Genomic DNA, 26,437 nt, shown 5'->3' on the forward strand with positions numbered 1-26,437 from the left:
ATTACCCCGGCGGCGGTGCAAAACAAGTCACATCATGTTGCAAACCGTTTCACCGAACCCCGCAGAAAACCGCGAAAAACCACCCCGGCCAGCGCCCACAGGGCCCACAGCCGAAAAAACCCGGCTCAAAGCCGGGTATAATCGTTGAATATCAGATGATTAGGCCGAATCAATCGTCGATTTGAGCCAGCGTTGTGGCCCCATCGGTGTAGCCCACCAGATGCATGAACATGGTGCCGTATTCGGACGTCACCCGCACCTTCACCGGAATGGCCGGTTTATCGGCGGACACCTTGGCGAACCAGACGGTCGGCAATTTGCCCTTCATGCGGCCCTGTTCCTGAATCGACATCCAGCCGCGCGGTTTTTTATGCCATTCACCCGCCACCGGGGTCACTTCGACCACGCAGCGTTGGGCCGGACCGGAATACACGTTGTAGCGCGAGGCGCTCAACTGCTCCTCCGCCTCCAGACGGAATTTCATGGCGAAGCGGCGTTTCCCATCAAACACCTCGGCCGAGGAGTCACAGGATTGCCCGGCGGCAATGTCCTTCATCACATCCAGCGTGGCAGTCAGCACATCAATCGTGCCTTGCGTTAATTCAGCCGGAGGCAAATCACGCTCCACCGAACTTTCCGGATCACGCACAGTATAGCCAACAAAATCGCCGTTTTTGTTATACGCGTATTCCTTCACCTCTTCCTCTTCACGCCAGATCGCGGCGGAGCGGTGAAGTTCGGGGCGCGCGCCATCTTTCAACTGCCACCCGTGCGTTTCAAATGTGCCATCCCACGGGGCGAGTGAGCGCAGGAAGCCCTTGGTCCCCGCGCTGAACGATAAATTATATTCGCTGTCCGCCGGGGCGTAGACATGCATGGTCGCGGCCACGGCATTCACACCGCCCGCGTAAACTTCGTATGTCAGTTGTTGGGTACCGGGTTTGAAGACTGCGCTTTGCGCCGTTGCCGCAGCATTGACACCGCCCGCCACAGCCAGCACAACGCCCACGACAGCGGACAGGACCACGCCCTTAATCATAAAATCCCGGGGTGCGGACAATGGTGCCGCCAAGACCTGTTTTGAAAACTGCCAGACCGTCTTTGTCATCGGAAATCCCTCCAAGGTCAAAATCCCGAACACCCCTTTGTTTCAGTATAACAGATGAATCCCACAAAAGAAGGTGGTGCGCGTGATAATCACGTCCAGCCTCTGTGGTCCACCCAATTTGATATGTGGCCGAAGAGCCGTGAATCAGCACCAGAACCATGGCGATTGTTTCATTTTGCAAACGCACCGACCCGACCAAAAGGTTATTTGTGGCAAAAAATTGGCGCGCCAGCGCCCGCACCATTTTCACCGACGGCCCCGGATATCCGCGCAATGTCCGGTCGGCATGATATCCGATAATGACATCATCAATGGTTTGCGTATTGGTGGTCCAATCGACATGCAAAGCGTTGTTATGTTGCGCTTTTGTCAGTTCACTGCGCCAGCTTTTGCGCAACGCCGCACGGCGCGTATCATCATCCGGATCCAGATCCAGCCAGATGGTTTGATAGGATGAACCCCGCGCGCGCAGGCCCGCGTGCGCCAACGCATCACGCATGTCCGGCGTATCAACAACGTCCGGAATAAAACGGCGACGGCGGCCCAGACGACGCGGCATCACACGGTTCAAACAGTGAAAGACCGCCGCCACATGATCCGGCGCGCCAAACCCCGGCAACCACACCGGCCCCCGATCCAGATGCACACCATGCAGAATATGCCCCGGAAACGCCGTTTCCAGAATTTGCACAAGACCCGCCACAGCCCCATCGATTTCAATGACACCCCACCGCGCCTTCAGCCCCAGCACGGGACAGGCCGCGCGGGCATAATCATAAGATTGCAACAAGCTCGCCCGCCGCGCTTGCGCGAAACGTTCGGTCCATTGATCCAGCGACAGCACATTCCATCGGATGAGACAGGCAAATGGCGCAGTTTCGCCTTGCATTCACTTGGTCCTGAAGGTTTGATAGGAGGTATGACACACGACCCGAATCATACACAAATTAAGGCTCTTGTCGAACAGGGATGGGACGTTCGCGACACGCTGAACCCCGGCACCACGGGTGATGTTCGCAATGCCGTTGTTGAAACTCTGGAATTGCTGGATCATGGCACCCTGCGCGTGGCCGAACCTGTTGGTGATGACTGGGTTGTTCATCAATGGGTGAAGAAGGCCGTGCTGCTCTCCTTCCGCCTGAACCCCATGGCGTCCATTCCCGGTGGCCCCGGTGGCGCACATTGGTGGGACAAGGTGCCCAGCAAATTCCACGATTGGGACGCCGATGATTTTCATGCGGCCGGTTTCCGCGCCGTGCCGGGATCAATCGTCCGCCATTCCGCCCATATCGCCAAAAATGTCGTCCTGATGCCCAGCTTCGTCAATGTCGGCGCGTTTGTGGATGAAGGAACCATGGTTGATACATGGACCACCATCGGATCGTGCGCACAGATTGGCAAGAACTGCCACATCTCGGGTGGTGTTGGTATTGGTGGCGTTCTGGAACCGTTACAGGCCGATCCTGTCATTATTGAAGATAACGTTTTCATCGGCGCGCGCAGCGAAGTGGCCGAAGGCGTGCGCGTTGAAACGGGTGCCGTATTATCCATGGGTGTGTTTCTGGGCGCATCGACCAAGATTATTGACCGCGACAGCGGTGAGATTTTTATGGGCCGCGTTCCGGCCTACAGCGTCGTCGTACCCGGCACCCTGCCCGGCAAGGCTCTGCCCGATGGCACACCGGGCCCGTCGCTGGCCTGTGCCGTCATTGTCAAACGGGTGGATGAACGCACCCGGTCGAAAACCGCCATCAATGAATTACTTCGCACATAGATTTTCAACATAAGGATTTTTTCCAATGACCGACGCTCTCGCCCTTGCCCGTGATCTGATCCGTTGCCCCAGCATCACGCCAAAGGACGAAGGGGCGCAGGATTTGCTGTCCCGTACCTTGGGCGGCCTTGGATTTACCTGCACCAATTTGCCGTTTGATGATGTAAAAAATCTGTTCGCCCGTCGCGGCACAGATGGGCCGCATCTGTGCTTCGCCGGACATACCGATGTTGTCCCCGTGGGTGATGAAAAATCATGGTCGCACAGCCCGTTTGGCGGCGCCGTCGCCGATGGCAAACTCTATGGTCGGGGGGCCGCCGATATGAAGGGCAACATTGCCGCCTTCATTGCCGCCACCGCCGCCTTCGTCCACAACCACCCGGACCACAAAGGTTCGATCAGCCTGCTGATCACCGGGGATGAAGAAGGTCCCGCCGTGAATGGCACCGTGCGCGTATTGGAATGGATGGCAAAAAACGGCCATACACCCGATGTCTGCATCGTTGGCGAACCGTCTAATCCGAAAGAAATGGGCGATGAAATTAAGATTGGCCGCCGCGGATCGCTCAGCGCCACGCTGACCGTCCATGGCAAGCAGGGCCATGTGGCATACCCGCATCTGGCCGACAACCCGGTGCCGAAACTGGCACATTATCTGGTCGCGTTATCCGACACGGTTCTGGATGTTGGCAGCGCGCATTTCCCCGCGACATCATTGCAAGTCACCAACGTCGATATCGGCAACACAGCCGAAAACGTCATCCCGGCACGCGCCACCGCCATGTTCAACGTGCGGTTCAATGACCGGTGGGATTTTGAAACGCTGGAAAATAAAATTCGATCCATCCTCGACCGCGTTGGCCCGGATTACGATATCGTATTCCGCCGCGGTGCCCATGTGTTCATCACCGCCCCCGGTGAATGGACCGGATTGGTACGTCAGGCGGTCACCGACATCACCGGCAAAACCCCGGCGATGAGTACGGCGGGCGGCACATCCGATGCCCGTTTCGTCAGCCAATATTGCCCGGTGGTGGAATGTGGCCTGATCAATGCAACGATCCATCAGGTGGATGAACATGTCCGCATCACGGATTTGGAAACCCTGACCGCGATTTATGGCCGCGTGCTGGAAAAATATTTCCTGCGTTAATAATCAATCCGCACCAGATACAACCCATCCGGCGGGGCCGTGGGGCCGCCCGCGCGGCGGTCGCGGGCTTCGAGTGCTTCACGCACCTGATCCGGGGCCCACTTTCCTTCGCCGACCATGGCCAGCGTGCCGACCATGTTGCGCACCTGATGGTGCAGGAACGACCGCCCTTCGACATGGAATAAAATATCCTGCCCCGGTCCGGCGACGCAGGGGGTTGCTTCGATATCCAGACGGTCGAGCGTGCGCATCGGTGATTTCGCCTGACAATCCGTGTCGCGGAAGGTGGTGAAATCGTGATGGCCCAGCAAATGCGCCGCGCCAGCCCGCATGGCATCGACATCCAGCATCCGCCGCACATGCCACACCAACCCGCGTTCAAACGCGGGCGGGGCCGGACGGTTCAGCAGGCGGAACGTATACAGCTTATTCACCGCGCCAAAGCGGGCATGGAAATCATCCCCCACCATTTCCGCATCCAGAATAACCACCGGGGCGTTGCGCAAATGGGCGTTCAGGGCCTTGGCGAGGTCATAGCCCGTGATATCACGGTTTCCATAATCTAAATCAAAATGGGCTACCTGCCCCCGCGCATGGACCCCGGCATCGGTGCGGCCCGCGACATGGATGGTGATGTTCTGCTGACAAAAGCTGGCTATGGCGGCCTCAATCGCCGCCTGCACGGAGGGGACGCCCGCCGCCTGCCGTTGCCAGCCGGAGAAGGGACGCCCGTCATATTCAATGGTTAATTTCCAGCGATGTTGCATAGCCCGGCGCTTTCAGCCTAATCTAAAAACCATCAACGATGCCCCACCATAAAACGAGGGCGCGTGACACAGGGAACTATCGCGTTTTGGGCATGAAAGTCAAAGATCTTCACATTCTGGACCGCCATTATTGTATCCACGCCGATGGCTATTTGGTCGTTGGCACGGCGAAGCATAGACGCGGCCTGTCCGGGTTTGTGACCGGGTGGTGCCACCGAAATTCCGACACGCTTCATCACGCGCAAAATTTTCTGGATATCGACAGCGCGCACATTTCCTTTAATGCTGAAATGGTCGAGCTGGAGAGTTTTCTGGGGGGCGTCTTTGACCGCGATCATCAGGAACAAACCGTCTATCGCTGGGAAGATCAATGCATTGTCCCGCTTGGCAGAAAAATCACCAAGGACGAAGCCAAAGCCCTGATCGAAAAAATTTCAGACGATCACGATATTCCGGTGCCAAAACTGCTCTGGATGCCCGATACCAATTCCTCCTCTTATGAAGAGGAAACCAATAAAATCCGCTTTGGTCATCGCGAAATTATCAGCCTTCTGCACGAAATGGCCCATGTGCTTTACCACCACAGACGGGATGGCGAACGGTATGCCGATCATGCCCCGGCTTTCGTTTTTACGGCGATCGAATTGTATCACCAATATGCGGGCATTGATCTCGACACATTGATTTCAACGGCCCGTCAGGCCAATATCCTTGGCGACATGAAATCCATTAAATATATCGGCGATGTATCCATCCCGATTGTTGAATACGCCATTGCCAATGACAACGCGCCAAAACCCGCGCACCATAATGTTCGAAAAACCGGGCCGCAGCCATGACCAGTACACCTGAGAAAGGCGAATTGAAAAAGCGGTTCAATAAACCGCGTTTATATGTGCCCTATATTCAGGAAATCACCGGTTACGACCATCCACAAAGCGGCGCGCGATTGGTTTTGGGGCGCATTGACGGGATTGGTGTTTGCGATGACAAACACACATTGGATGACCCGTATGTCGTTGTGTGGATTGCACCGGAACGCACCTATGTCAGCAATCACATGTTATTCGTCAGCCGTGACACAGCCGAATTCGCCTATAAAATTCTGCGTAAAAGTAAAAACGGCCCCGGCATGGACAAAGCCTTCACCAAAGACTGGCAAAAAAATCGCCTGTATCAATGGGAATACGGCAACATTGATGGCCACAGTCAACGGCTGAGCGATACCCAAATGCGGCGCGTGATTGAGCGTGTTTCGAATGATTTCAATCTGGCCGCGCCAGCATTGGAAGTGGACATCGCCAAAAAACCCAGCGAAGCCGTCAGTTATTATTATTTCCAAGACCACAAAATCAAAATGGCCACACGGCGCTTGAGCGATTTATTGCACGAGCTGGCGCATATGGTCGATGATCAGGTCAATCATAATGTATGGTCCGACCACGGGCCCAGCTTTGCCCGGACATTGATTTACATTGCCGAAAAATATCAATGGTTCAATCCAGACGAATTGATTGAAAGCGCGGAACAATACGGGTTGAAGATTGCCAATATGAACGATTTGCCGGAGTTGAAAAAACGGATCGCCTTAATCCCCTAGGACCGTGCCGACAGTCAAAATCCCGCCATTGATCGCGGCGAATGAATCCATCACCTTGCCGTTTTCGGGATGCACCTGCATCAAACGCAGAACGCGGCCATCCCCGCAGACCATACGGCCATCGCGGTCCATCAATGTGCCCGCCGGATCATGTGACCGCATATCTTCCAATTGGGCATGTACGATTTTAATGCGGCGGGCGTCACCATTGGCGGTCCACACACCCGGCCATGGATTCAGGGCGCGAATCTGCTGGTCAATTTCGGCGGCGGTTTTGGTCCAATCGACGCGCCCGTCATCTTTTTTCAGCATGGGCGCGTAGGTGGATTGCGCATCATCCTGCGGCGTCACATCAATACGCCCATCAATGGCCAGGCGGTCCAGCACCGGAACGATCATATCCGCCCCCATAATGGACAGCGCATCATGCAATTCCGGCGTGGTCGTTTTGCCATTCAATTTCATATCGCGCATGGCGATCACCGGGCCGGTATCCAGCCCCTCACCCATCTGCATGATGGAGATGCCCGTCGCATCATCCCCCGCCCAGATCGCGCGTTGAATGGGCGACGCCCCGCGCCAGCGCGGCAACAGGGACGCATGGATATTGATGCAACCATATTTCGGCGCATCCAGAACATCCAGCGGCAGGATCAGGCCATAGGCCGCCACAACCGCGACATCCGCGCCCAATGCTTTAAACTGCGCACGCGCGGCTTCATCTTTTTTCAGGGAGAGCGGATTATAAACCGGAATGCCGGCATCCAGTGCGGCCGCATGCACGGGTGATGGCTGCACCTGCTGTCCACGGCCTTTCGGGCGCGGGGGCTGGCTGTACACCGCGACGACGGTATGGTGCGAGTTCAAAATAGCCTTCAGCGCCGGAACGGAAAAATCCGGCGTGCCCATAAAGACCACTTTTAAACCTTCGCCATTGTTCATCTTATAAAACCTGTTGGCCTTTTTGCAGTTTGGCCATTTTCTTCATGATCATATCGCGTTTCAATTTCGACAGATGGTCGATAAATAAAACGCCGTCCAGATGGTCGATTTCATGTTGTACGCAATGCGACAACAGGCCCGAGGCCTCCATCTCTTGCCCCTGACCGTTATAATCCAGATATTTCACGCGCACGATCGCCGGGCGCTGCACCAGCGCATATTGGCCGGGGATGGACAGACAACCCTCTTCCATCTCGCTGGGTTCTTCGGATTTAAAAATAATCTCCGGGTTCACCATGTAGATGGGGGCGCGTTTCGGCTCCACACCATCCTCAAGCCGCTCGGACAAATCCATGACCAGAACGCGGTTCAGCAACCCGATCTGGTTCGCGGCCAGACCAATGCCCGGCGCGTCATACATGGTGTCCAGCATGTTATCCATCTGGCGGCGCAGGGCGTCATCCACCGTTCCGACTTCGGTCGCGCGTTGTTTCAAAACCGGATCGGGAACGGTCACAATAGGCAGAATCGTCATTTTTTATGTCACTTTCACTACACTAAAGAGGTATGCCGGATACCGGACGGGTCAAGAATTGGCTGTCACGGTTAAACGGCGCGGCTGATCCTCAATCTCTTTCAATTCAGGCAAATCACGGCCACCCGTTTGTACTTGCTTATCTTTCAATTTCCGCGCGGCGGGCAAGACCATGCGTTCCAGCGAGCCCACGGCATCGTTATAACTGCCCAGCGCACCGGACAGGCCCCGGCCCACTTTCTCCAGATGTTCGCCAAATTTCGTGATGCGGGAAAACAGATCACCGCCCAGTGTCGCAATCTCCGCCGCGTTCTGGGCCAGATCGGCCTGCCGCCAGCTGAGCGACACAACGCGGATCAACGACATCATCAGGGTCGGGGATGCGATAATCACATTGCGGGATGCCGCAAAATCCACCATGCCCGGATCAGCGCGCAGCGCCATCGAGAATAAATGTTCGGACGGCAGGAACAACACCGTGAAATCGGCATTGGTGCCATCAACATTTTCCCAATATCCCTTGCGCCCCAAGGCGACGATATGATCGCGCACGCGTTTGGCAAGGTTCTGGATCAACGCATCTTCGTCCACGTCATTTCCGGCCAGTTGGTCGGCAATGTCGTTCAACGGTGCCTTCGCATCCACGATGATTTGCAACCCGTCATGCAGGCGGATCACCGCGTCCGGGCGTTGACGCCCGCCGTCACTGGTCGATACCGCCACCTGTGATTCAAAATGCACGCCGCGGATCAGGCCGGATTTTTCCAGCAGGCCATCAAGGATATATTCACCCCAACGCCCCTGCGCCGCCGGGTCACGCAACGCGCCGACCAGACGCGCCGTTTCACGCGACAGCGATTGCAGATCGTTGCGCAGGGCATTGTCCGTGCCCTTGATCTGTTCCACCGCACCGCCCAGCATTTCCAGTTGTTTCCGGATCGGATCGACCAATGTGGAAATCGCCAGTTGGCGTTTTTCCAGATCATGCGCGGTGTCGTTCTGCGCCTGTTTTAATTTCTCCTGCGCCAATGTCAGGAACTGAGTCTGCGAATCCTTCAAGGCTTCAGCAGCCAGAACACGGAAGGTATTTTCCATGTTGGCGCTTGATCCTTGTGCGGCGTCAATCTGCGCTTGCAGGGATGCGGCCTCTTTCTCCGCCGTGGACAGGCGTTTCATCATCACCAATGCGATAATGGCCGCTCCCGCGAAAGCCCCCGCGCCTGCGCCGATCAAAAACGCCATCATGTCGATGTCTGAAATCATTTCGCTCAATCCCTTTTGTATACTAGAATAATAGGCTGTAAGGATTATTCATACAATGCAAAACACTTTTAAAACGACCCATTTTCAATCCGGTAACGCCATGATTTACGTTCTGATCGTGGTGGCGTTATTCGGGGCTTTGACCTTTGTCCTGTCACGCCAGACGGATACGGATGAATCCAACACGCTGGCCCCGGACAAGGCGGCCGTTCTGACCGGGCAGATCATGAATTACCCCTTCACCGTCAAACAGGTGCTGGACATGATGGATTCCACGGGGACCAGCGCGGATGAAATTGTCTTTACTCTGCCCACCGATGCGGGGTTTAACGACCCGGTTTTGGCCAACAACCTCCACAAGGTCTACCACCAATCGGGCGGCGGGTTAAACCCCACACAAATCCCGCCCGAAGCTGTGGGCGAGGGCACGGGTCTGCCCGCTACTGGGTGGTATCTGGGCCGGTTCAATAATTTTGAATGGTCGAATGATCCGGCGAAAAACGAAGTGGTTTTAGCGGCCTATAATATTCGGCAGGAAATTTGCGCCGCGATTAACCACAAATTGCTGAGCGATTCCACCATTCCGGTCGTTTCCAACCCGCGCCAATATTTTGTTGAAGGCGTGCATTGGGGCGGCGGCACAAACGCCACACTGGAAATTGCCGATTGCCCGGAATGCGAAGATCATTTGCAAATGTGCGTCAGCGACGGCGGCAGCCCAGCCACGTATGTTTATTATTCCCTGATGATCAATCAGTAAAATTTAGCCGCCAATCAATTCCAAAATGGCAACCTGCAAATCCGGAATACCCGTGCCCTCGTCCGAACTGGTCGGTAGGACGAAGGGGAAGGCGGAGGGGTGTTTTTTCAACGCTGCTTCGACCTGTTCCGTGGTTTTTTTCAATTCCTGGAATCCGGCCTTGTCCACCTTGGTCAGCACGATGCGCGCGGACACGCCCGCGGCGTCCAGCATTTTGATCAGCTCCAGATCGACCTCTTTCAAACCATGGCGGGAATCGATCAACACGAACACACTGCGCAACGAAGGCCGCCCGCGCAGATAGCTGAAAATCAGATCATCCCATTCCTGCCGCATCTTCTTGGATACTTTGGCATAGCCATAGCCCGGCATATCCACCAGCCAGAACACGCCACCCAAATCAAAGAAGTTCAGTTGTTGCGTCCGGCCCGGCGTGTTGGATGTGCGCGCCAGTGTTTTGCGCGCCGTCAGCGCGTTGATCAGCGATGATTTGCCTACGTTCGACCGCCCGGCAAAGGCAATCTCTGGCGCGCCTTCGGGCGGCAAACCGTTCAAATCCATGACGCCCGCAAAAAATTCGCACGGCCCGGAAAACAATTTCCGGATCGTGGCGATTTGTTCGGGTGTGAGGTTTTTATCGCTCATTTCTTCTTTTTCTTCCGTGGGGATACAGGTTTCGGCCCGTCATTGTCGTCATGACCGAACAGGGCGTCTTCCACCTGTTCTTCCAGCAATTCGGCACCGGGGTGCACAACTGGACCTTCGGCAACCATCTTTTCCATTTTCTTTTCAGCCGGGGTGCGTTGGAAGAATTTCACTTCGATGCCCATGGACCGGTTGATGATGTATTGCTGCAGGATCGACAGCGCGTTGCTGAACGTCCAGTAAATCACCAGACCAGCCGCAAAACCGGACATGATGTAGGTCATGAAATACGGCATGATGGCCAGCATTTTCGCCTGGATCGGGTCCTGCGGCGGCGGGTTCATGGATTTTTGCAAAATCATGAAGAACAGCATCAGGCACGGCCAGACACCAATCACCAACACCTGCGGCACATCATACGGCAACAGGCCGAACAGGTTGAACAGGGAGGTCGGGTCGCGTTGCGACAAATCCTGAATCCAGCCAAAGAACGGGGCGTGACGCATTTCGATCGTGACCGACAACACCTTGTACAAGGCGAAGAAGATCGGGATCTGGATCAGGATCGGCAGACAGCCCGCCGCCGGGTTGACCTTCTCACGGCCATACAGGGCCACCAGTTCTTTTTGCAGCTGTTCCTTGTCGTGACCATATTTTTCACGCAGGGCCGTCATTTGCGGGGCCATTTGCTTCAACTTGGCAAAGGACCGGAACGACGTGTTGGCCAGCGGGAACACGGCGGCGCGCAACAACAATGTGAAGATCAAAATCGCCACACCAAAATTGCCCGTCACATGACCCAGCCAGGTCAGGAAGTAGAAGAACGGTTTCGTCATGAAATAATACATGCCGAAATCCACCGCCAGATCGAAATGCGGAACGTCGAGGCGTTCTTCATACAGATCCAGAATACGGACCTTCTTCGCCCCGGCATACACATGCGAAACAAATTCGGTTTTTTCACCCGCACCCACAACGCGTTCGGTGCCCATCATATCAACCTGATAATGCGGCTTGGCGTTCGGCGTGGCAGCAGGCGTGGATTTGAAGCTGTATTTCATCGCTTCGCCCTGCACCGGCAACAGGCTGGTCAGCCAGTATTTTTCGGTGATGCCGATCCACCCGGTCGGGGCGTTGTATGACATTTCATTTTTCTTGCCGAGGTCTTTGTACGTCACCTCGTGCAATTCGCCGCCAATGTGGCCAATCGGGCCTTCGTGGGCGATCCATGTGCCGGTGAAATCTTCCGGCATGCCCTGCATCGCGACCAGATTATACGGATACAAACGGGCCGTCGAACCGCCATTGTTGGTCACACGTTGGGTCAGGGTGATAACGAAGTGATCGTCGATGCTGTATTCACGTTCAAAGGTCAGGCCGGAACCGTTGTTCCATGTCAATGTAACCGGCTTGTCCTTGGTCAGTTTCGGCGTACCGCCACCCTTCACACTCCAACGCGTATCCTTGCCCGGAACCTTTACACCGTCATTCGCGGCGATCCATCCGGCTTCGGCATATTTCGGGTGCGGGGTGCCCGCCGGGCTCATCAACACAACATGGTCGGACCCGCCCAGTGTTTTGAAATAATCAGTCAGGGAAATATCATCGATGCGGTTACCCACCAGCGGCAACGAACCAAAAATCTGGCCGTTGTCGATTTTCAAGCGCGTGCTTTCGCCAATGACAACATCGCGCGGACGTTCGACCAGCGCGTCAATCGCGTTCGGCGCGCCATTCACGGCGGCGGCACGAACGGCTTCTTGCTGCGCGCGCATCGCTTCGACCTTCGGCTTCATCACGAAATGGTCGAAGGCGAAATACATGGCCAATGAAATGATCAGGAAGATCACCAGATTGCGGCGATCATCAGGATGCATCTGATCATTCGGGTTCATCATGTTCGAGCCGGATTTTTTTGCCATTTTGGTCTTTCGCGCGCACCCGTCTAAGGTGGCCTCCTTCATAGTCGAGAAAATCTACGCTGGTGCGTGGTTATGCAACAGTGGGGCGGTTATAGCCCAACACCGGGGCGCAATCAAACATCGCGGTCTATATTATGGTCAGGAACCGGATCAATGGCGGGCCTGCGGCTCCACGGGTGGCAGGACGCAATCCGCCGGCCCGCCAGCCATCCGCCCTTCAGCGCGCCAAACCGTTCAATCGCCTGTACGGCATAGGTGGAACAGGTAGGATGAAACCGGCATTGCGGGCCGCTTAAGGGGGATAAAATCCACTGATACCCCTTAATCAGGGCGATCATCACCCGTTTCATTGGGTTTTTTCCGCCTGTTTCCCGCGCAAACGCCGCAAACACCAGCGAATATCCTTCACCAACTGGTCAAACGGCGCTTTTTCGGCGGCCGCACGGCCAATCACGACAATATCGGTGCATTTCAGGTCGGCATGTTCCCCGGTCAGGGCGCTGGCCATAGCAGCGCGCAGGCGGCGCTTGATCCGGTTGCGGCCCACAGAGGTCTTTTCGGTTTTTTTGGTGACGGTCAGGCCGTAATGCGGGCCAGAAGCTGGGGATTCCGTGGCGGATTCAGCCGGCGTTTCAACAGGGGAATCCGCAATCTGGATAATCACGGTGGGCGACACCCATTTCTGGCCGCTGGCACCCACGCGCAAAAAATCAGACCGCCTTTTCAGGCGGCCGATCATAGTCATGTCTTCGCGTTTAACCAGCATATCGCGGCGATCCCTTTCAAAGGATCCTCCAGCCACGGGCCTTCCACAAAAGGGAAGATTAAGCGCTCAGGCGCTTGCGGCCCTTGGCGCGGCGGTTGTTCAAAATCAAACGGCCAGCTTTCGTGGCCATACGGCTCAGGAAGCCGTGGCGACGCTTGCGGATCAGTTTGCTCGGTTGGTAGGTGCGCTTCATCGTCGGGCACTCCGGCTTGGGTGTTCAAATTCCATCAAAATCCCCGGAATTTCGTAAATATTTCCATCCGGGAACGCGTTGTTATACAGACCCGGCCTATGGCTGTCAACGACTTGTGTGGATAAGTTACGTCCGCGCCGGGGCCTGTCGGATTAGCCATAATTAAAATACTGAAACGGCTATGAAAAAAGACTTTCTTAACCCTTTCCGGCCTATGCTCTTTTTGAAAATCAGGGGCTTGCACCTTGCCACGTGTCTGGCATGATAGCTTCAGGTTTAACCTCAAATCTTCACCCGGCCATTCAGGTTGGGGAAAATTGCATAAAGGCCAAATACCTCATGTACAACGATAATAACTGGAACGCCGTCACCGGTGCCGAACTCGAAGGCTTTCTGGAGCAGGTCAATCCGATCGCCGGAAAATACCGCACGGCCGCCGCCAGCACACAGGTCGCATGGCGCGCCCTGCCCTTCTATGACAATGTCGTCCTGATCCGGGTCAAGGATCCGTCATGGCCGCCGTCACTCTTTATCTATTACCTGACCGAACAGGGGAACCTGTACTGGTTGAACGGCACATCGCCGCCGATCCATGAAGTAAACGCGAAGGCGCCGATTAAGCTGAACGAGGAAAACATCCTCGAATATCTGCGCTTCTTCTGCTTCTTCGTGCGTGGCGAGGAAGGCCCGTTCCTGATCGCGGAATCCATGGATGACCCGGATATGCCGCGCAACATGGATGCACAGACACGCTCCGTGATCGAAGGATCGATCCGCCCATCGACGTATGAGGGGCGCAACGAACAAGGCTTCTATCTGTGTGACGCCGTGGTGTTTTATTCCAATGCGCTGTTTATCGCCAACTTCGCGGTTCAACCGACCGGCATGATCGAAATGCTGGACGATGAACCGATCGCCGGTGATTTGCCGATCCGCGTTGATGCGCCTGTGGCGTAACACGGACATACCATAATCATTACAAACCCCCTGTGTCACAGCAGGGGGTTTTGTTTTGTCCATGCGATTGCCCATTGGATTGCCCATTGGATTGCAGGCCCCCCCGCTTTCCATTAAAATTTTATGGAACCGATTCGCGAAAGAACAATGAACAAACACACCGCGATAATCCTGACATTCATGATGCTTGCCACCGTGCTGGGCAATGTGGCCCCCGCACGCGCCATGACAGAGGACGGTATTCCGTTCGCCGATTTCAAAGGGCTCAGCACATCGGTGACCAGCTTCCACCGCTGGATCGATAACCCGATGAATAAAACGCCGCCCGCTTATGCGGATCATTCAAGTGACCTCCCCGCCGACAGCGCCGAACAGAGCGCCGATGATAACGCGCACCCCTTTGCTGAATCCATTGGCCTGCAACTGGGCACGTGGTCGATCACAGGGGAACAAACAACACGCAGCGCATCCTTCGCGGCGTCATCAGGCGGCGGCGATGTCGAAACGCGGCTTGGTCTGGTTCAGTTGTCGTATGATTTTAATTTTGGCCCGGATGCGCGCGCCAAACCCTATGTCAGCGCCGGGGCCGGAATGGCCACGCATGAAATATGGAAGGGTGGCATGAACACCAACGGTCTGGACGCCGATGACCGCGTTGTGACGCCCGCATGGCAGGTGGGGGCCGGTATGAATTACCGCCTGACCGACCAGCTTTGGTTCAATGGGGATTACCGTTTTACCGGCACGCCGTCCCTGCGTGATGAGGGATATAATCTGGGTGGAAATGACCACCAGATGCGGATGGGCGTGACCTATGAAATGTCTGCCGATCGGGTCGTGGCAAAAACACCGGCATCATCCGATCGCGCACCGCCGCCGCCTTTTGCGGAATAAATTTTAATAGCGAGAGACTGCATCACCCTCTCCCTAACCCTCTCCCAGAGGGAGAGGGAACAAAATCTGGGAAAGCGCCACCATAAAGCCCCTCTCCCTCTGGGAGAGGGGTTGGGGGAGAGGGCCTTACCACCTTACAGCGCGGCTTCGTCTTTTTCTCCGGTGCGGATGCGCACCGTGTGGGACAAATCATAGACGAAGATTTTTCCATCGCCGATGCGGCCTGTATTCGCAGCCTTCGAAATCGCCTTGATCACTTTGTCTTCCAGACCATCGGCAATCGCAACTTCGATTTTGACTTTGGACAGCAGGGTCGGGGCGGCTTCCGCCTTGGCCCCATCCGCAGACCCTTTGTCAGACTGGCCGCGCTGGCGGCCATAGCCGCGCACCTCGGTTACGGTCATGCCTTCGACACCCATGGCCAGCAAGGCCTCGCGCACATCGTCCAGTTTGAACGGTTTGATTACGGCCATCACCATCTTCATGACAAAATCCTCAACTTCCTTTAAAAGGGTACACAGTTTACGCCATCTGGGTTTGAGCATAGCAGAGAGCCAAAATCAATCCCATGGCCCGGACACAGGAGCCACCCCCGATTATGCACAGCAATCAACGCCGCACCGCGAAAGACACGACAAACACCCCCGCAAACACTCATGACGTCATCATTATTGGTGGCGGTCTGGCGGGTGGGACGCTGGCGGCTCTGCTTGGCACGCATGGCATCCATGTTGCCTGTATCGACCGGGATAATCCAAAGGCCACATTGGACGCAGGGTTTGATGGCCGCACCACCGCCATTTCATGGGGGTCGCAGAAAATTATGCGTGCCGCCGGGGTTTGGGATGCGCTGGAGCCCTATGGCTGCGCCATTCGCGACATTGAAATTCTGGATGGGGACAGCCCGACTTTGCTGCATTTTGCAGCCCACGAAGTCGGCGGTGAAAGTTTTGGATGGATCATTGAAAACCGTTTGATACGATCGGCGTTGTTCGACCGCATGGCGGATTTGGATACGGTCGATCATATCGCCCCGGCGGGTGCGATGACGTTTACCCGTGATGATGATTCTATTTCCATCACATTGGATGATGGCCGGGTTTTAACCGCCGCACTGGTGATTGGTGCCGATGGACGCGGATCGAAAACGCGCGAATGGATGGGTGTTGAACAACGCTTCTGGGCGTATGACCAGACCGCCATCGTCTGCACCGCCCGCCACGATCATCCGCACGATCATATCGCCGTTGAACATTTCCGCAGCGAAGGCCCCTTCGCCATTTTGCCGATGCAAGATGACACCGATGGCACACACCGTTCCTCCATCGTCTGGACCGTGCATGGCAAGGATGTGAATGACATTCTGGCCTATACACAGGATGTGTTTGATGCCGCGTTGAGCGCCCGGTTCCCGGGCCGTTATGGATCGGTGCACCAGATGGGCAAACGGTTTTCGTTTCCCCTGACCCTGAACCATGCGCATGATTATATTGCGGACCGTATGGCGCTGGTCGCCGATGCGGGCCACGGCATTCACCCGATTGCGGGGCAGGGGCTCAATCTGGGTCTGCGCGATATTGCTGTACTCGCCGACTTGATCGTCGATGCGCACGCGGCGGGGGATGACATTGGCCACGCCGATCTGTTGCAATCCTATCAACGCCAGCGTCGGGCCGATAACATGGCCATGGCGGGCACAACGGATACGTTGAACAAACTGTTTTCCAATCGGTCCCGCACATTGTCGCTGGCGCGCAAGATTGGTTTGCGTGCCGTATCCCGCATCAAGCCCGTCAAAAATTTCTTTATGCATCAGGCGATGGGGGCGGCTGGATTGCTTCCCGACCTGATCCGCGACGCGCAGAAGAAGATGTAAAACAAACGGGCGCAGGGTATATCCCGCGCCCGTTTGTTTTATCGATTGTCATTGTTGCTGAAAAACCCTAGCCCACCATTGGGTTCAGGCCCGGCTGCGTCCCCGGTTGAGGCTGGCGCTGCTGTTGCTGCAGGGCTGCATCCGCATCGGCGCTGGCGCCCGGAATGCGGCGTGGATCGGCGGGTTCAATGCCGCCCGTTTTCGGATCAACCACGGCCAGTTGCCCGGAAAATCCCGTGGCCGCCATCGCTTGGCCCGCAACGGACCCACCGGGAGCATTCATCGACAACATTTGTCCCGACGATCCCATGGAGCCCATCACGGCATTCATCAAACCCATCACCAAATTCATGATGCCACCCAACAGGCCGGACATATCAAAGTTTCCGCCTTTGATCTGGTCCATAAAACCGCCCAAGCCTTCGCTCAGTTGATTCATCATGCTTTGCCCCTGCATCGCCTGATCCAGAATATTCATGGCATTGTTCGGATTGGCCGCGATTTGATCCGCAACCGCGCCGACGGCGTCGGGATTTTGGTCAATCATCGTGTTCAGTTTAACAAAAAACTGCGGATCGGATTCCGCACGCTGGGCCAATTGTTCCAGACCAGAACCATTATTCGCAGTTCCCAACGCCGTGACCGCAGCGGACAGACGTTCGTTATTTTCGACGCGATCAAGAAAGTCTGCTGCTCCCGGCATCGCCATCAAACGGCCCATGCTGTCATTATTACTTACATCCTGCGCCGCCGCCTTCATTGGGAAAACACCGACCGTTTCGGCCGCAACCGCCATAGCTGCAGGGCCTGTGCCGACGGCAGACGGGGTCGCGGACTGATCCGGTTTCCCACCATCAAGCTTCGGTGCAGATGGGGCGTTGACCTTCGCGTTCAACTCCGCCACTTTTTGCGGCATGGTTTCCGGATTTTTCATCATGGCCGGCACGGCATCCGCCAGCAGGCTCGGATTATTGGTGGCCAGATTTTCGATTTGAATGCGGAAGGTCGGATTTTTCATGTGAACTTCCAGCGCCTGCACACCTTCACGGCCCCCGGCGGAGAAGGCATTGGACAGGCGTTGATAGTCCGGCGCGCGGTCCATATTCTGATCCCACGCAGCATCAACCTTTTGCATCAAACCATAGGTCATGGGTGCAAAATTACTGAGGTAAAATTCCTGCCCTGCATCTAAACGCATGACCTAGTCCTTCTTCCCGTATCAGGAATGATAAATTCCGGTTTCACGCACCATCAAAGGCAAAATGCCGACATCGGCCACCTGACGGTTTTTCATGTGCACAGTTTGAATTTCACGCGCTTTCAGCAGATGTTTGCGAAAGGGTTTGTGAATGGGCATGCCCAGATCATGCAAACGGCCCGATTGCGACATCAGCACCAGCGTGGCCGCGTCCGCGTCGTATTCGGCCCACATCATGACATCGCCGAATGGCTTGTCATGCGCGATCCAGACTTTTTGATTTTCATTGACCATCAGCGCGATATCCATGCGCTGCGCCAGCGGCAAACCCATCGGCGAATCCGGATGGGCCGCGCGTGGCGCAAAAATATCATCAAAGGATGTGGTCTGTGTCATGCGTATCCGCCCCTTAGGAAACGGGGCTTTTTCGCCCCTTTTTATCACCTTCAAAATACAGAAAAGGTGTTAAAAAACCCTTATAATGGCGGATTATCGTTTGTTTTTAGGGGGTTGTTACTTTTTGGGATCTTTCAACCCTTCCAACCCATCCGAGAATGGCAGTGGAAGGATCAGGGATGGCGGATTGGCTTGAATCGCCGGGATCGACAGGTTGAAACGATTCAGATCGGTTTCCGAAACGGATGTGCCATTGAATCGCGCTTCACCAATCACCAGACCCAGTTGCGGGTCGGCACGGAAAACGCAATCCAAAATCCCACGCGTATGATTCCCGAACGGATTGACTTCGGTGTAGTACAGGCGGATCAGCGGTTCGCGTATTTCCACCTGCGTCACCGTCAATTCATGCGGATAGGACACGCGCTGCTCCAGAAAGACGCGGCACAGGCCAAAGGCGGGAGGCCCCTTCAGTGGTTGGAAACCCCACCACATAACGAACGCAACAACAGCCAAACCAGCATAAACGGCCATTTTTTTGCCGCTGATTTTTTTCTTCGCTGTTTTTTCAACGCCTGCGCCGGATTGTGCCATTACGCATTCACTTCGGATTTATCCAGTTTCTGTTTGCCGGCGGCCACCAGCTCCTCGACGATTTCCTCCATCACGGCGGACATCAAGGCGGATTTGGCTTCACCTTTATCGGCCCGCATCATCACGCGACGTTTGAGTTCACTGCGCGCGCTGCCGCCCGGGAAGTTGGCGGCCAGCATTTGCCGCGCCCGACCCGCACCAAGGCGTGTATATAAACGGTTCCGGATCACCACATCTTCCGCAGAGGTGGACAACGCCCACAATTCAACCGGACCCAGCGTATTGATCAAATGCTGTTCGTAACGCCCTTCGTTCGTGCCCAGAACGAACAGGGCCGGAGCCCCGCCCGCGCGCGGACCCGTCAGTTTAAAGCGAATAATATTTTTCGCCGTATCCGACAGACCGAAACGATCACGAATATTATCAACGGCGGTTTCAGAAATGGCCGCACCCAGAACCCACACACCGGTGGCCAGATCGATCATGTCGTCATCAAAGTCATCCAGCAACTGGGAAGCCAGAACAATCTGCACGCCGCGTTTACGACCTTCGCGCACGTCACGAATCACCTGTCCGCGCACAGCGGATGAACTGGACGTCCGGTGGAATTCGTCATAGCACAGGCGTTTCGGCGTTTCGGCCAAATCTTGCAGTTTCTGTTCGTGATAGAGGCGATATTTTTCCGGAATGAATTGCAACGAATCCATCCCCATCCACCAGCTGCGCACCAGCACGTGACGCGCCAACATGTACATGATGGAGGTTTGACGATCCGCCGTTTCATCACCCTGCGGGCACACATCCATCAAATCGAGCGAGCAAACGCGCGTGTTGCTGATGTCAAACTGCGTAACCGATGACAGGATCGGATATTCGCGTGTGGCGGATGTCACCATCCGTTCAAACGCGTTGATCACGGTTTCCGAACTGAACCCGACCGATGTTTCTTCCAACAGGCCACGGATCTGCGGACGGCGGGACGCCGTGATCGCATCGGACAGAGTTGGAACAGCGTGACGCTGCGCCAGCGCGGCAATGTGGTACTGGCCGATGTCGAACATTTTATCGACCACATCCCACCAATACGGATCGGCGGGCAGATGGATATTAAATTTCTGGATCGCGTCATCGACTTCATTATCCAGACGCGGCAGATACGGGCGCGGTTCGGCGTTAGCGGCAACATCATCGCGCCAGCGATACATTTCATCCACAACCATACCGGCCAATTGCTGAATCCCGTCATAGGGCTTTTCATGGCCCGGCGGCGTGCACAGCAGGGTCAGCAGTTCGACCAGATAGCTGCGCTCATCCATCAACGGCTGGCGGCAACCCAACTGGGTATCAAACGGGTTCACCGCATATTGGTGTGCCATTTGCAGACGGTAATAGGCCGCTTCGTGCGCGCGGTTGGGTGGCAAAGCCTCCTTCACCAGCGAGATCAGACCGGATGACGACGGACCAATATCGATAACCGCCACATAAGGCAGTTTGGACAGACCCGGCGACAAACATGTCCCAAGGTTCAGCGTGTTGACCAGAACCGATTTACCCGCACCCGGCTGGGCGAAGATCAAATCGAACCACGTGGTGGTCAGGTTGGTGCCGGTTTGATACGGCCACGCCTTACCATCCGGGGTACGGAACAACATCGCGCCAAATTCAAACGGGCTGGATGGGCGCTGCCACGGCAGCAACTTCATCACTTCGCGCATCGGCGCAACCGCCGGGGGCGCTGTGCCCGCGCAATGAATGCCCATGGCGGAGGACATCACGCAATCCAGCGGATCGCCGGAAAATTCACTGACCTGACAATAGCCCCAGGATTCAACCGCCTGCACCAATGTGGACAATCGGTCCTGAACCAGATCCATCCGGTCGCGCGGGGCCCACGTGGCAAAGGATACGCGCAGACGCACAACCGGTTCGTTGCGCGACATCGCCTCCAACCCTTCGAGGGAGTATTTGATTTGTTTGTTGAGCGCGTTGGTCACACCCAGAATGGTCGCCGCAAAGGCACGGAACGCCATCGCCTGTGCGCCACCGCCTTCGATCAGGAAGGAGATGCGATACGGAATGCCCGCATCGAACAAACGGTTCAGCAACATCGGGAACGGGCTGGCTTCCATCGGACCCAGCGTCATATCCGCCCCGGCCCACAGGCTGTCGCCCATCTGCACGACGGATTCGTTGACGATACGCGCATCGCCCACGGCCAATTGCTGGCGCAAGGGCGGCCAGATGACATCGGACATGTCCGCGCTGCTCATCGGTGCGCGCGGGGCGATCGGATCACCCGGCAGGCTAGCCCGCCATTTTTCATTGGCCTTATCCGGGTACAAATTATCACGGATCGCGCGCAGGGCGTCATGTACCTCTAACAACGTGCTCTTGATTCCCAATTCATCCAGCGCGGATAAAATCGATGTCGTATAACTTTTGTGACGATTGCGCAGGGCATCGAGTGCCGCGAGCGGGTTCTGGCCATAGCCGGCATTGATCCAGACTTTTTCCTTGGATTCTTTGCCCGCACGCTCCATCTCCGTTTTGCTCAGCACGCTCGGGCGCGTCCACAAAACGAAATAGCATTCTTCGTAAGACAAATAGCGCGACATATGGCGCACACGTTCATCGAACAGATCGTTCAAATCCAAATCACTCGCTTCCGCCGTTTGACGGCTGGGGCGAATTTGACGATTGAGGTAGGGCACAACGCGATCGGGGTCGCGCACGAAGAAAACTTGCAAGGCTTGACCAGCGCGATCAAAGCGCGCGCCGATTTTAATTGTCGCGGCATCGACAAGGAATTTATATTCCTCATCGCCAATCACCTGACGGCTGCCATCCACCTTAACAATGGAAACCAAAGAGCCATCTTCGGCCACCAGCGTGCGTTCATCATCCGCCGTTTCAAGACGAATAAAACTTTCAACCGATTTGCGCAGTGCCACCTGAAACGGCATCAGCAATTTTTGTAAATATGAAGCCATCGATACAAACGTATGTGTTGTGAAGCCCGGGATATGGGCAAGGCTGGTCCGCCCCGAATATGGGACACCATTATTTATACTGGATTTACGCCGCAGCCCAAAGCGCAGAAATACAAAAGTGCAAAATAGAAAAATCCGAAGGCGATCCAAAAAGCCTATAGAAAAAGGGCGCGGCCAAAGACGCGCCCCTCTGTTCTTTTTCCGAAACGCAGCCGCGCTATGCTGCGGTGCGTATATCCGCCAACAAAGACGGCCATTGCGCCGGCAAACGCCCGGCAAACGGCCCGTCCTTCGACCGCCAATAGGCCAGAATTTGCGGGAACTGGTTAAATTCCAGATCCGCTTCCTTGATAATACGGCGATCCAATGGGAACAGACGTACACCATCCAGTTTGGATGACCGTCCCTGATAATGACGCTCGGTCAGATAATCCTTCATCACCTGCGACAAAATATACGGATCATCGGTGCCCAGACGGCTGCGCACATCTTCGCGCCGCTGCATGATGACATCCAGAGCCTGACGGGCGGCATTGGCCACCCCACCCTGCGAAATACGGGCCACATAAATGGCGCGCGCCATGTGGTGCAAGGCGGCCTGATCAATTTCCGGCAACCAGATCAGAACACCGGAGCGCATGTCCGATACACGCTCCAGATCGAAACACTGGGCACAGAAAATACAGGCCGTCGTCAATTTATCCGGATGCGCGTCGCCCGCCGCCGCATTCGCGCCCGGCATCGGAATCACATCCTGATATTTCATGGATTGAAAGCCACAGAACTGGCACGTGTGCTGATCACGGTCAAGCACGCGCGCTTTCACCTCGGGTGAAACTTCTGCGTTTTTTCGAGAAAAACTCTGGGCATTGCCGCCACGGACAATGCCCAGAGTGATTGATTTCAGATCGTTTTGCACGGTCTGCCTAACTTCAAGAGATTAGAACAGGCCGCCACCGCTGATCGCGGTCATTTGGGCAGCGGATACACCAGCGCCCGAACCAACCGTGGTCAGCATTGCGTCATAGACGATCGGCAGTGCGAACAGACCACCACCGGCAGCCAGACGAATTGCGCCGTCTTTCAGAGCAACCTGGCCCGGGTTTTCAACGTGGTCTTTAATTTTCAGGATGCCAAGCACGCCCAGCAAGATACCGAACATGTAAGCAATACCGGACAACAGACCCGGCAGGCTTGAGATAGATGCTACGATATTCTGAGCGATTGTGTTGAAGCTGTTACCTGCGTGTGCGTCGCCTGCTGTTACCAGCATCGTCACGCCCATCAGGGCAGCCAGTTGGATCGTCTTGTTCAGTGTAATCATGGTTTAGTCCTCCTCTTACCGTTTTTTACGACTGCTTCTAGGTGAATAATATACCATAGCCTGTAATCCCGAAAGTCTCTTGTACGACATTCAGAACCGGGCCCAGGTTCACAGCCAGCGCACCACCCAGAACGTGGGTCATGCCGGCCATTAAAGATGCTTGGTGCGACCCCTCGGCCACATCGCGGATAATAAACCAGCCCCGAATAAAGCTGATCCAGCCAATAACCATCATAAAGGCCAGAACCGAGCTGAAAACCGTATGAATGTGGTTCAGTTCGTCCGCGCTCATGCCGGAGTCGAAGTTCAGTTCGGCATAGGTCGAAATATTATCCGCCGCAAACAGGGATCCGGTAAAGGCCCCCATGATGGCATCGATGGACAACAGGGTTCCGCCGACAAGAAAAGTCATAATCGTCCCAAAACCAGCCGGGCCGCGCGGGCCTTCCTGCGCGCTTTTCAGCAAGCGGGAAACACCAATCATGATGAAAATAATACCAGCCAGATAGGAAAACCCGCTGAACACCAGGTGCATCGGCGCCCAGATGTCGTTGACCAAAGCGGCCACCATCGCATCCAACCCGCCGCCAACGGTTTGACCACCGTTAAAGCCACTGGTCGTCGGCGCAAAAATATCCTGCGCCACTGCGTTGTAGGCAACTTCCATAACCATGGGCAACGCGAAGAACGCACCGCCAGCCGCAAAGCGCTTAATTGATTCTGACAAAGGTGTCTGGTTCGGGTTTTCAACATGGTCCCGCAATTTCAAAATTGCGATCACGCCCAAATACAAACCGAACAAGTAAGCAATGGCGGACAAGAATCCCGGGATCAGGCTTACAGCCTCAACCGTGTTACACATGACCGAGCCAATGGTATTGCCACCACACCCGCCTTGCCCAAATGAAATGGTAAATCCACCAGAGCCCCAACCAATACCGATGGTGCCCAAGCCAGGAATGCTGATGCTGGCGCCAGAGCCGCCGATGGACCCGATACCAGGAATGGAGAAGTTGGGAATACCGCCCAGCGCGTGAGCATCTTTGGCGCCCAGGCCAAAGATCAACATCATCGCGACCAGCGCGATGGACAAAAATCGGAACGGTTTAAGCGCGTTCAGCCTTGTCATGATGCACACCCAATTGTTCACCTGCAGGAAGCGCAACCCCTTGCTTTTTATTGGTTTTTTGCAACTAGATCGCATTTGATCTAAATTGCTGAAACCTCAGCTTCCTGACTTACATTACCGTTATTCTATTAATTTATCGTTTATATGGGATCTCTTTTTTTCGGACCCACTGTGGATATGTCTATCATAAAAAGGCCGCGAACGCGACATAAATGACGTTCACGGCCTCACCTTTTGTTCAGAGCGGGGAAGGCCCCGACCTCTTTACTGGGAAATGCGGCCCTCGCTGCCGATCACAACCCATCGTCCATTTTCGTAGGCAATCGACGAAATGCGGCCCACTCCCGGCAGGCTGTCACCCACCTCAACCGTGCGCATTTCGCTTTCACCGGCGCGCGCAACCATGGCCCGGCCCGGCTGTGCCCCTTTCAAAACCCATTGAACGGACTGTGCCTGACGCGCAACCGGCTTGGGTTTCGGTTCGGCCTTCAGCGTTGTCGTGCGCGATGGTGGCGTATCAGAAGACGATACCGCCGGGGCTTGCGCCTGCGTGTTCAGCTTCTTCTCCAGCGCTTTCACGGCGGCGCGTAACTCTTCCACTTCATCCGTTGCGGTCGCGGCACTTTCCTTGCGTACAACCGACAAATCGTCTTCCAACTGATCCAGACGGGCCGCAATCAGATCAAGACGATCCAGCATTTGCGCGCCCATATCCGGGTCGATGGACTCGGTGGATGGAGCCTGTTCCGCAACCGGGGCCGCCAACGGCGCATCCACCACGGCAACCGGTTCAGACACTGGCGCAGGCGTCGGTTCCGGCATGGCCAGAGCCGCATCAGCAACGGGAGCCGGGACCGCATCAGCACCATCCGCCGCACCCGAAGGTTTCAACAAATCATTGGCCTTTGGCATTGCCACAGCCGGAGCTGGAGCCGCTTCCATCTGAGCCTCAGGCATAGCCGGAGCGTCCTGCACTTCAACCGGGAGCGTGTCGGACAGCGGGGCTTGCTCTGCTGTCTCCTGCAAAGTGGAATCGAGCGCTGCCGGGTCATTGAACATGCCCTGAGCGGGTGATGACTGATCAGGATCGCGCGGCGTTTGCGCGTCAGCCGAGTCAACCGCAACACCATAATCCGGAGCCGCCGGAAGACCCGCCACAGGAGCGGGAGCAGGGGCCGGGAGAGGGGCCGTCATCGCAGGGGCGATCGGGGCTGCAGCCATATCCGCAGAATCAGACTGGGCCACAGAGGGCGCCACAGGTTGGGGTGCTTGCCCCTGTTGCGGGGATCCACCCATCATTGTCATGACCATCACGCCCGCGCCCACCACAACGGCCGCGCCGATAATCAGCTTGTTGGTCAGAGACGATTTCTTTTTCGCCGGGGCCTGCTGGGCGTCTTCGCCGGAACCATCATCGACCGCATCCCACTCATCATCGGCCAAATCGTCGCCCGTCGTGTAATCGGCATCATAGGTATCCGCATCATCAAAGCTGGCGTCTTGAAAATCATCGCCCTGAAAATCATCACCAGGGAAATCCATATCGTCTTGATTGTGATTGCTCATCTTTTTTTCACTTTCTACACCGCATCTATAACACTGAATGCGGTTTATAAAACCGCATTCAAATCTTTCTTAAATGATCCAGCCG

28 protein-coding genes are annotated in these 26,437 nt (G+C 55.6%); 8 read left to right on the forward strand and 20 right to left on the reverse strand.

Annotation, left to right across the window (positions count from 1 at the left end; all coding sequences use genetic code 11):
• Window positions 1-169 precede the first annotated feature (169 nt).
• On the reverse strand, window positions 170-1,039 hold the full coding sequence (locus ACSC94_RS09635) for a DUF3108 domain-containing protein (RefSeq protein ID WP_435640623.1): 870 nt from the start codon (window positions 1,037-1,039) through the stop codon (window positions 170-172).
• The gene (locus tag ACSC94_RS09640) at window positions 1,032-1,997 is read right to left on the reverse strand and encodes a GNAT family N-acetyltransferase (RefSeq protein WP_435640624.1); all 966 of its coding nucleotides are present in this window, start codon (window positions 1,995-1,997) and stop codon (window positions 1,032-1,034) included. Before ACSC94_RS09640 ends, ACSC94_RS09635 begins: the two co-directional genes overlap by 8 nt.
• Before the next feature lie 30 nt (window positions 1,998-2,027).
• On the opposite strand from ACSC94_RS09640, the gene dapD reads away from it, so the two are divergent.
• Complete coding sequence (gene dapD / locus ACSC94_RS09645; protein ID WP_435640625.1) at window positions 2,028-2,882, forward strand: 2,3,4,5-tetrahydropyridine-2,6-dicarboxylate N-succinyltransferase; 855 nt, start codon at window positions 2,028-2,030, stop codon at window positions 2,880-2,882.
• A 25-nt stretch (window positions 2,883-2,907) separates the two neighbouring features.
• The gene (gene dapE / locus ACSC94_RS09650) at window positions 2,908-4,035 is read left to right on the forward strand and encodes a succinyl-diaminopimelate desuccinylase (RefSeq protein WP_435640626.1); all 1,128 of its coding nucleotides are present in this window, start codon (window positions 2,908-2,910) and stop codon (window positions 4,033-4,035) included.
• On the opposite strand, the gene truA is transcribed toward dapE, so the two are convergent.
• The gene (truA, locus tag ACSC94_RS09655) at window positions 4,032-4,802 is read right to left on the reverse strand and encodes a tRNA pseudouridine(38-40) synthase TruA (protein ID WP_435640627.1); all 771 of its coding nucleotides are present in this window, start codon (window positions 4,800-4,802) and stop codon (window positions 4,032-4,034) included. The two genes, dapE and truA, sit on opposite strands and share 4 nt — an antisense overlap.
• A 92-nt stretch (window positions 4,803-4,894) precedes the next feature.
• Here truA and ACSC94_RS09660 point away from each other — a divergent pair, with 92 nt between their 5' ends.
• Window positions 4,895-5,641 (forward strand): hypothetical protein, encoded by a 747-nt coding sequence (locus ACSC94_RS09660; protein ID WP_435640628.1) that lies wholly within the window; start codon window positions 4,895-4,897, stop codon window positions 5,639-5,641.
• Entirely contained in the window at window positions 5,638-6,402 is a 765-nt protein-coding gene (locus tag ACSC94_RS09665) for a hypothetical protein (protein WP_435640629.1), read from the forward strand. Before ACSC94_RS09660 ends, ACSC94_RS09665 begins: the two co-directional genes overlap by 4 nt.
• Here the strand turns inward: ACSC94_RS09665 and fmt are convergent.
• The 3 genes from fmt to rmuC are packed head-to-tail and all read right to left on the reverse strand — an operon-like array spanning window position 6,391 to window position 9,142.
• The gene (gene fmt / locus ACSC94_RS09670; protein WP_435640630.1) at window positions 6,391-7,344 is read right to left on the reverse strand and encodes a methionyl-tRNA formyltransferase; all 954 of its coding nucleotides are present in this window, start codon (window positions 7,342-7,344) and stop codon (window positions 6,391-6,393) included. The two genes, ACSC94_RS09665 and fmt, sit on opposite strands and share 12 nt — an antisense overlap.
• Before the next feature lies 1 nt (window position 7,345).
• Window positions 7,346-7,879 carry a peptide deformylase gene (def, locus tag ACSC94_RS09675; RefSeq protein WP_435640631.1) on the reverse strand — a complete coding sequence of 178 codons (534 nt, stop codon included), beginning with the start codon at window positions 7,877-7,879 and terminating at the stop codon, window positions 7,346-7,348.
• A 51-nt stretch (window positions 7,880-7,930) separates the two neighbouring features.
• Window positions 7,931-9,142: a DNA recombination protein RmuC gene (gene rmuC / locus ACSC94_RS09680; RefSeq protein WP_435640632.1), complete on the reverse strand. Its 1,212-nt coding sequence runs from the start codon at window positions 9,140-9,142 to the stop codon at window positions 7,931-7,933.
• 55 nt (window positions 9,143-9,197) lie between these two features.
• On the opposite strand from rmuC, the gene ACSC94_RS09685 reads away from it, so the two are divergent.
• Window positions 9,198-9,902 (forward strand): hypothetical protein, encoded by a 705-nt coding sequence (locus tag ACSC94_RS09685; protein WP_435640633.1) that lies wholly within the window; start codon window positions 9,198-9,200, stop codon window positions 9,900-9,902.
• 3 nt (window positions 9,903-9,905) lie between these two features.
• On the opposite strand, the gene yihA is transcribed toward ACSC94_RS09685, so the two are convergent.
• The 5 genes from yihA to rpmH all read right to left on the reverse strand — a co-directional run bounded on the left by yihA (window position 9,906) and on the right by rpmH (window position 13,428).
• A complete protein-coding gene (yihA, locus tag ACSC94_RS09690) occupies window positions 9,906-10,547 on the reverse strand; it encodes a ribosome biogenesis GTP-binding protein YihA/YsxC (RefSeq protein ID WP_435640634.1) in 642 nt (213 codons plus the stop codon).
• Window positions 10,544-12,469 (reverse strand): membrane protein insertase YidC, encoded by a 1,926-nt coding sequence (gene yidC / locus ACSC94_RS09695; protein WP_435640635.1) that lies wholly within the window; start codon window positions 12,467-12,469, stop codon window positions 10,544-10,546. Before yidC ends, yihA begins: the two co-directional genes overlap by 4 nt.
• A gap of 113 nt (window positions 12,470-12,582) precedes the next feature.
• On the reverse strand, window positions 12,583-12,819 hold the full coding sequence (gene yidD / locus ACSC94_RS09700; RefSeq protein ID WP_435640636.1) for a membrane protein insertion efficiency factor YidD: 237 nt from the start codon (window positions 12,817-12,819) through the stop codon (window positions 12,583-12,585).
• The gene (rnpA, locus tag ACSC94_RS09705; RefSeq protein WP_435640637.1) at window positions 12,816-13,235 is read right to left on the reverse strand and encodes a ribonuclease P protein component; all 420 of its coding nucleotides are present in this window, start codon (window positions 13,233-13,235) and stop codon (window positions 12,816-12,818) included. Before rnpA ends, yidD begins: the two co-directional genes overlap by 4 nt.
• A gap of 58 nt (window positions 13,236-13,293) precedes the next feature.
• Complete coding sequence (gene rpmH, locus ACSC94_RS09710; RefSeq protein WP_014103938.1) at window positions 13,294-13,428, reverse strand: 50S ribosomal protein L34; 135 nt, start codon at window positions 13,426-13,428, stop codon at window positions 13,294-13,296.
• Window positions 13,429-13,767: 339 nt separating this feature from the next.
• Here rpmH and ACSC94_RS09715 point away from each other — a divergent pair, with 339 nt between their 5' ends.
• Window positions 13,768-14,385: a hypothetical protein gene (locus ACSC94_RS09715; protein ID WP_435640638.1), complete on the forward strand. Its 618-nt coding sequence runs from the start codon at window positions 13,768-13,770 to the stop codon at window positions 14,383-14,385.
• Window positions 14,386-14,532: 147 nt separating this feature from the next.
• Window positions 14,533-15,279, forward strand: coding sequence for an outer membrane protein (locus ACSC94_RS09720; RefSeq protein ID WP_435640639.1), 747 nt, complete (start codon window positions 14,533-14,535; stop codon window positions 15,277-15,279).
• Between the two features lie 134 nt (window positions 15,280-15,413).
• Here the strand turns inward: ACSC94_RS09720 and ACSC94_RS09725 are convergent, their stop codons facing one another.
• Window positions 15,414-15,764 carry a P-II family nitrogen regulator gene (locus ACSC94_RS09725; protein ID WP_435640640.1) on the reverse strand — a complete coding sequence of 117 codons (351 nt, stop codon included), beginning with the start codon at window positions 15,762-15,764 and terminating at the stop codon, window positions 15,414-15,416.
• Window positions 15,765-15,877: 113 nt separating this feature from the next.
• On the opposite strand from ACSC94_RS09725, the gene ACSC94_RS09730 reads away from it, so the two are divergent.
• The gene (locus ACSC94_RS09730; RefSeq protein ID WP_435640641.1) at window positions 15,878-17,155 is read left to right on the forward strand and encodes a UbiH/UbiF/VisC/COQ6 family ubiquinone biosynthesis hydroxylase; all 1,278 of its coding nucleotides are present in this window, start codon (window positions 15,878-15,880) and stop codon (window positions 17,153-17,155) included.
• Window positions 17,156-17,222: 67 nt separating this feature from the next.
• On the opposite strand, the gene ACSC94_RS09735 is transcribed toward ACSC94_RS09730, so the two are convergent.
• The 8 genes from ACSC94_RS09735 to ACSC94_RS09770 all read right to left on the reverse strand — a co-directional run bounded on the left by ACSC94_RS09735 (window position 17,223) and on the right by ACSC94_RS09770 (window position 26,352).
• Window positions 17,223-18,353, reverse strand: a complete 1,131-nt coding sequence (locus ACSC94_RS09735; RefSeq protein WP_435640642.1) for a hypothetical protein — start codon at window positions 18,351-18,353, stop codon at window positions 17,223-17,225.
• Window positions 18,354-18,374: 21 nt separating this feature from the next.
• On the reverse strand, window positions 18,375-18,749 hold the full coding sequence (locus tag ACSC94_RS09740) for a hypothetical protein (RefSeq protein WP_435640643.1): 375 nt from the start codon (window positions 18,747-18,749) through the stop codon (window positions 18,375-18,377).
• 117 nt (window positions 18,750-18,866) lie between these two features.
• Window positions 18,867-19,343 carry a hypothetical protein gene (locus ACSC94_RS09745; protein ID WP_435640644.1) on the reverse strand — a complete coding sequence of 159 codons (477 nt, stop codon included), beginning with the start codon at window positions 19,341-19,343 and terminating at the stop codon, window positions 18,867-18,869.
• Window positions 19,343-22,333 (reverse strand): type IV secretion protein IcmB, encoded by a 2,991-nt coding sequence (locus ACSC94_RS09750; protein ID WP_435640645.1) that lies wholly within the window; start codon window positions 22,331-22,333, stop codon window positions 19,343-19,345. Before ACSC94_RS09750 ends, ACSC94_RS09745 begins: the two co-directional genes overlap by 1 nt.
• Before the next feature lie 217 nt (window positions 22,334-22,550).
• Window positions 22,551-23,252 (reverse strand): type IVB secretion system protein IcmJDotN, encoded by a 702-nt coding sequence (icmJ, locus tag ACSC94_RS09755; RefSeq protein ID WP_435640646.1) that lies wholly within the window; start codon window positions 23,250-23,252, stop codon window positions 22,551-22,553.
• A 21-nt stretch (window positions 23,253-23,273) separates the two neighbouring features.
• Window positions 23,274-23,657, reverse strand: coding sequence for a hypothetical protein (locus ACSC94_RS09760; protein ID WP_435640647.1), 384 nt, complete (start codon window positions 23,655-23,657; stop codon window positions 23,274-23,276).
• Between the two features lie 37 nt (window positions 23,658-23,694).
• Window positions 23,695-24,786: a hypothetical protein gene (locus ACSC94_RS09765; protein WP_435640648.1), complete on the reverse strand. Its 1,092-nt coding sequence runs from the start codon at window positions 24,784-24,786 to the stop codon at window positions 23,695-23,697.
• Window positions 24,787-25,050: 264 nt separating this feature from the next.
• Window positions 25,051-26,352 carry an alginate biosynthesis protein AlgP gene (locus tag ACSC94_RS09770; RefSeq protein ID WP_435640649.1) on the reverse strand — a complete coding sequence of 434 codons (1,302 nt, stop codon included), beginning with the start codon at window positions 26,350-26,352 and terminating at the stop codon, window positions 25,051-25,053.
• Window positions 26,353-26,437 lie beyond the last annotated feature (85 nt).

This window comes from Micavibrio aeruginosavorus (assembly GCF_051245535.1).
GTDB classification, from domain to species: domain Bacteria; phylum Pseudomonadota; class Alphaproteobacteria; order Micavibrionales; family Micavibrionaceae; genus Micavibrio; species Micavibrio aeruginosavorus_D.

Bases quoted from the DNA above. Each gene is read 5' to 3' on its own strand.
- ACSC94_RS09685 (WP_435640633.1), top strand. From the start codon at position 9,198: ATGCAAAACACTTTTAAAACGACCCATTTTCAATCCGGTAACGCCATG.
- ACSC94_RS09665 (WP_435640629.1), top strand. From the start codon at position 5,638: ATGACCAGTACACCTGAGAAAGGCGAATTGAAAAAGCGGTTCAATAAA.
- ACSC94_RS09720 (WP_435640639.1), top strand. From the start codon at position 14,533: ATGAACAAACACACCGCGATAATCCTGACATTCATGATGCTTGCCACC.
- dapE (WP_435640626.1), top strand. From the start codon at position 2,908: ATGACCGACGCTCTCGCCCTTGCCCGTGATCTGATCCGTTGCCCCAGC.
- ACSC94_RS09770 (WP_435640649.1), bottom strand. From the start codon at position 26,352: ATGAGCAATCACAATCAAGACGATATGGATTTCCCTGGTGATGATTTT.
- rpmH (WP_014103938.1), bottom strand. From the start codon at position 13,428: ATGAAGCGCACCTACCAACCGAGCAAACTGATCCGCAAGCGTCGCCAC.
- ACSC94_RS09740 (WP_435640643.1), bottom strand. From the start codon at position 18,749: ATGACACAGACCACATCCTTTGATGATATTTTTGCGCCACGCGCGGCC.
- truA (WP_435640627.1), bottom strand. From the start codon at position 4,802: ATGCAACATCGCTGGAAATTAACCATTGAATATGACGGGCGTCCCTTC.
- ACSC94_RS09640 (WP_435640624.1), bottom strand. From the start codon at position 1,997: ATGCAAGGCGAAACTGCGCCATTTGCCTGTCTCATCCGATGGAATGTG.
- ACSC94_RS09635 (WP_435640623.1), bottom strand. From the start codon at position 1,039: ATGATTAAGGGCGTGGTCCTGTCCGCTGTCGTGGGCGTTGTGCTGGCT.
- ACSC94_RS09760 (WP_435640647.1), bottom strand. From the start codon at position 23,657: ATGATTACACTGAACAAGACGATCCAACTGGCTGCCCTGATGGGCGTG.
- dapD (WP_435640625.1), top strand. From the start codon at position 2,028: ATGACACACGACCCGAATCATACACAAATTAAGGCTCTTGTCGAACAG.
- rnpA (WP_435640637.1), bottom strand. From the start codon at position 13,235: ATGCTGGTTAAACGCGAAGACATGACTATGATCGGCCGCCTGAAAAGG.
- rmuC (WP_435640632.1), bottom strand. From the start codon at position 9,142: ATGATTTCAGACATCGACATGATGGCGTTTTTGATCGGCGCAGGCGCG.
- ACSC94_RS09735 (WP_435640642.1), bottom strand. From the start codon at position 18,353: ATGCGTTTAGATGCAGGGCAGGAATTTTACCTCAGTAATTTTGCACCC.
- ACSC94_RS09750 (WP_435640645.1), bottom strand. From the start codon at position 22,333: ATGGCTTCATATTTACAAAAATTGCTGATGCCGTTTCAGGTGGCACTG.
- def (WP_435640631.1), bottom strand. From the start codon at position 7,879: ATGACGATTCTGCCTATTGTGACCGTTCCCGATCCGGTTTTGAAACAA.
- ACSC94_RS09765 (WP_435640648.1), bottom strand. From the start codon at position 24,786: ATGACAAGGCTGAACGCGCTTAAACCGTTCCGATTTTTGTCCATCGCG.
- ACSC94_RS09745 (WP_435640644.1), bottom strand. From the start codon at position 19,343: ATGGCACAATCCGGCGCAGGCGTTGAAAAAACAGCGAAGAAAAAAATC.
- yihA (WP_435640634.1), bottom strand. From the start codon at position 10,547: ATGAGCGATAAAAACCTCACACCCGAACAAATCGCCACGATCCGGAAA.
- ACSC94_RS09725 (WP_435640640.1), bottom strand. From the start codon at position 15,764: ATGAAGATGGTGATGGCCGTAATCAAACCGTTCAAACTGGACGATGTG.
- ACSC94_RS09730 (WP_435640641.1), top strand. From the start codon at position 15,878: ATGCACAGCAATCAACGCCGCACCGCGAAAGACACGACAAACACCCCC.
- ACSC94_RS09660 (WP_435640628.1), top strand. From the start codon at position 4,895: ATGAAAGTCAAAGATCTTCACATTCTGGACCGCCATTATTGTATCCAC.
- yidC (WP_435640635.1), bottom strand. From the start codon at position 12,469: ATGGCAAAAAAATCCGGCTCGAACATGATGAACCCGAATGATCAGATG.
- fmt (WP_435640630.1), bottom strand. From the start codon at position 7,344: ATGAACAATGGCGAAGGTTTAAAAGTGGTCTTTATGGGCACGCCGGAT.
- ACSC94_RS09715 (WP_435640638.1), top strand. From the start codon at position 13,768: ATGTACAACGATAATAACTGGAACGCCGTCACCGGTGCCGAACTCGAA.
- yidD (WP_435640636.1), bottom strand. From the start codon at position 12,819: ATGAAACGGGTGATGATCGCCCTGATTAAGGGGTATCAGTGGATTTTA.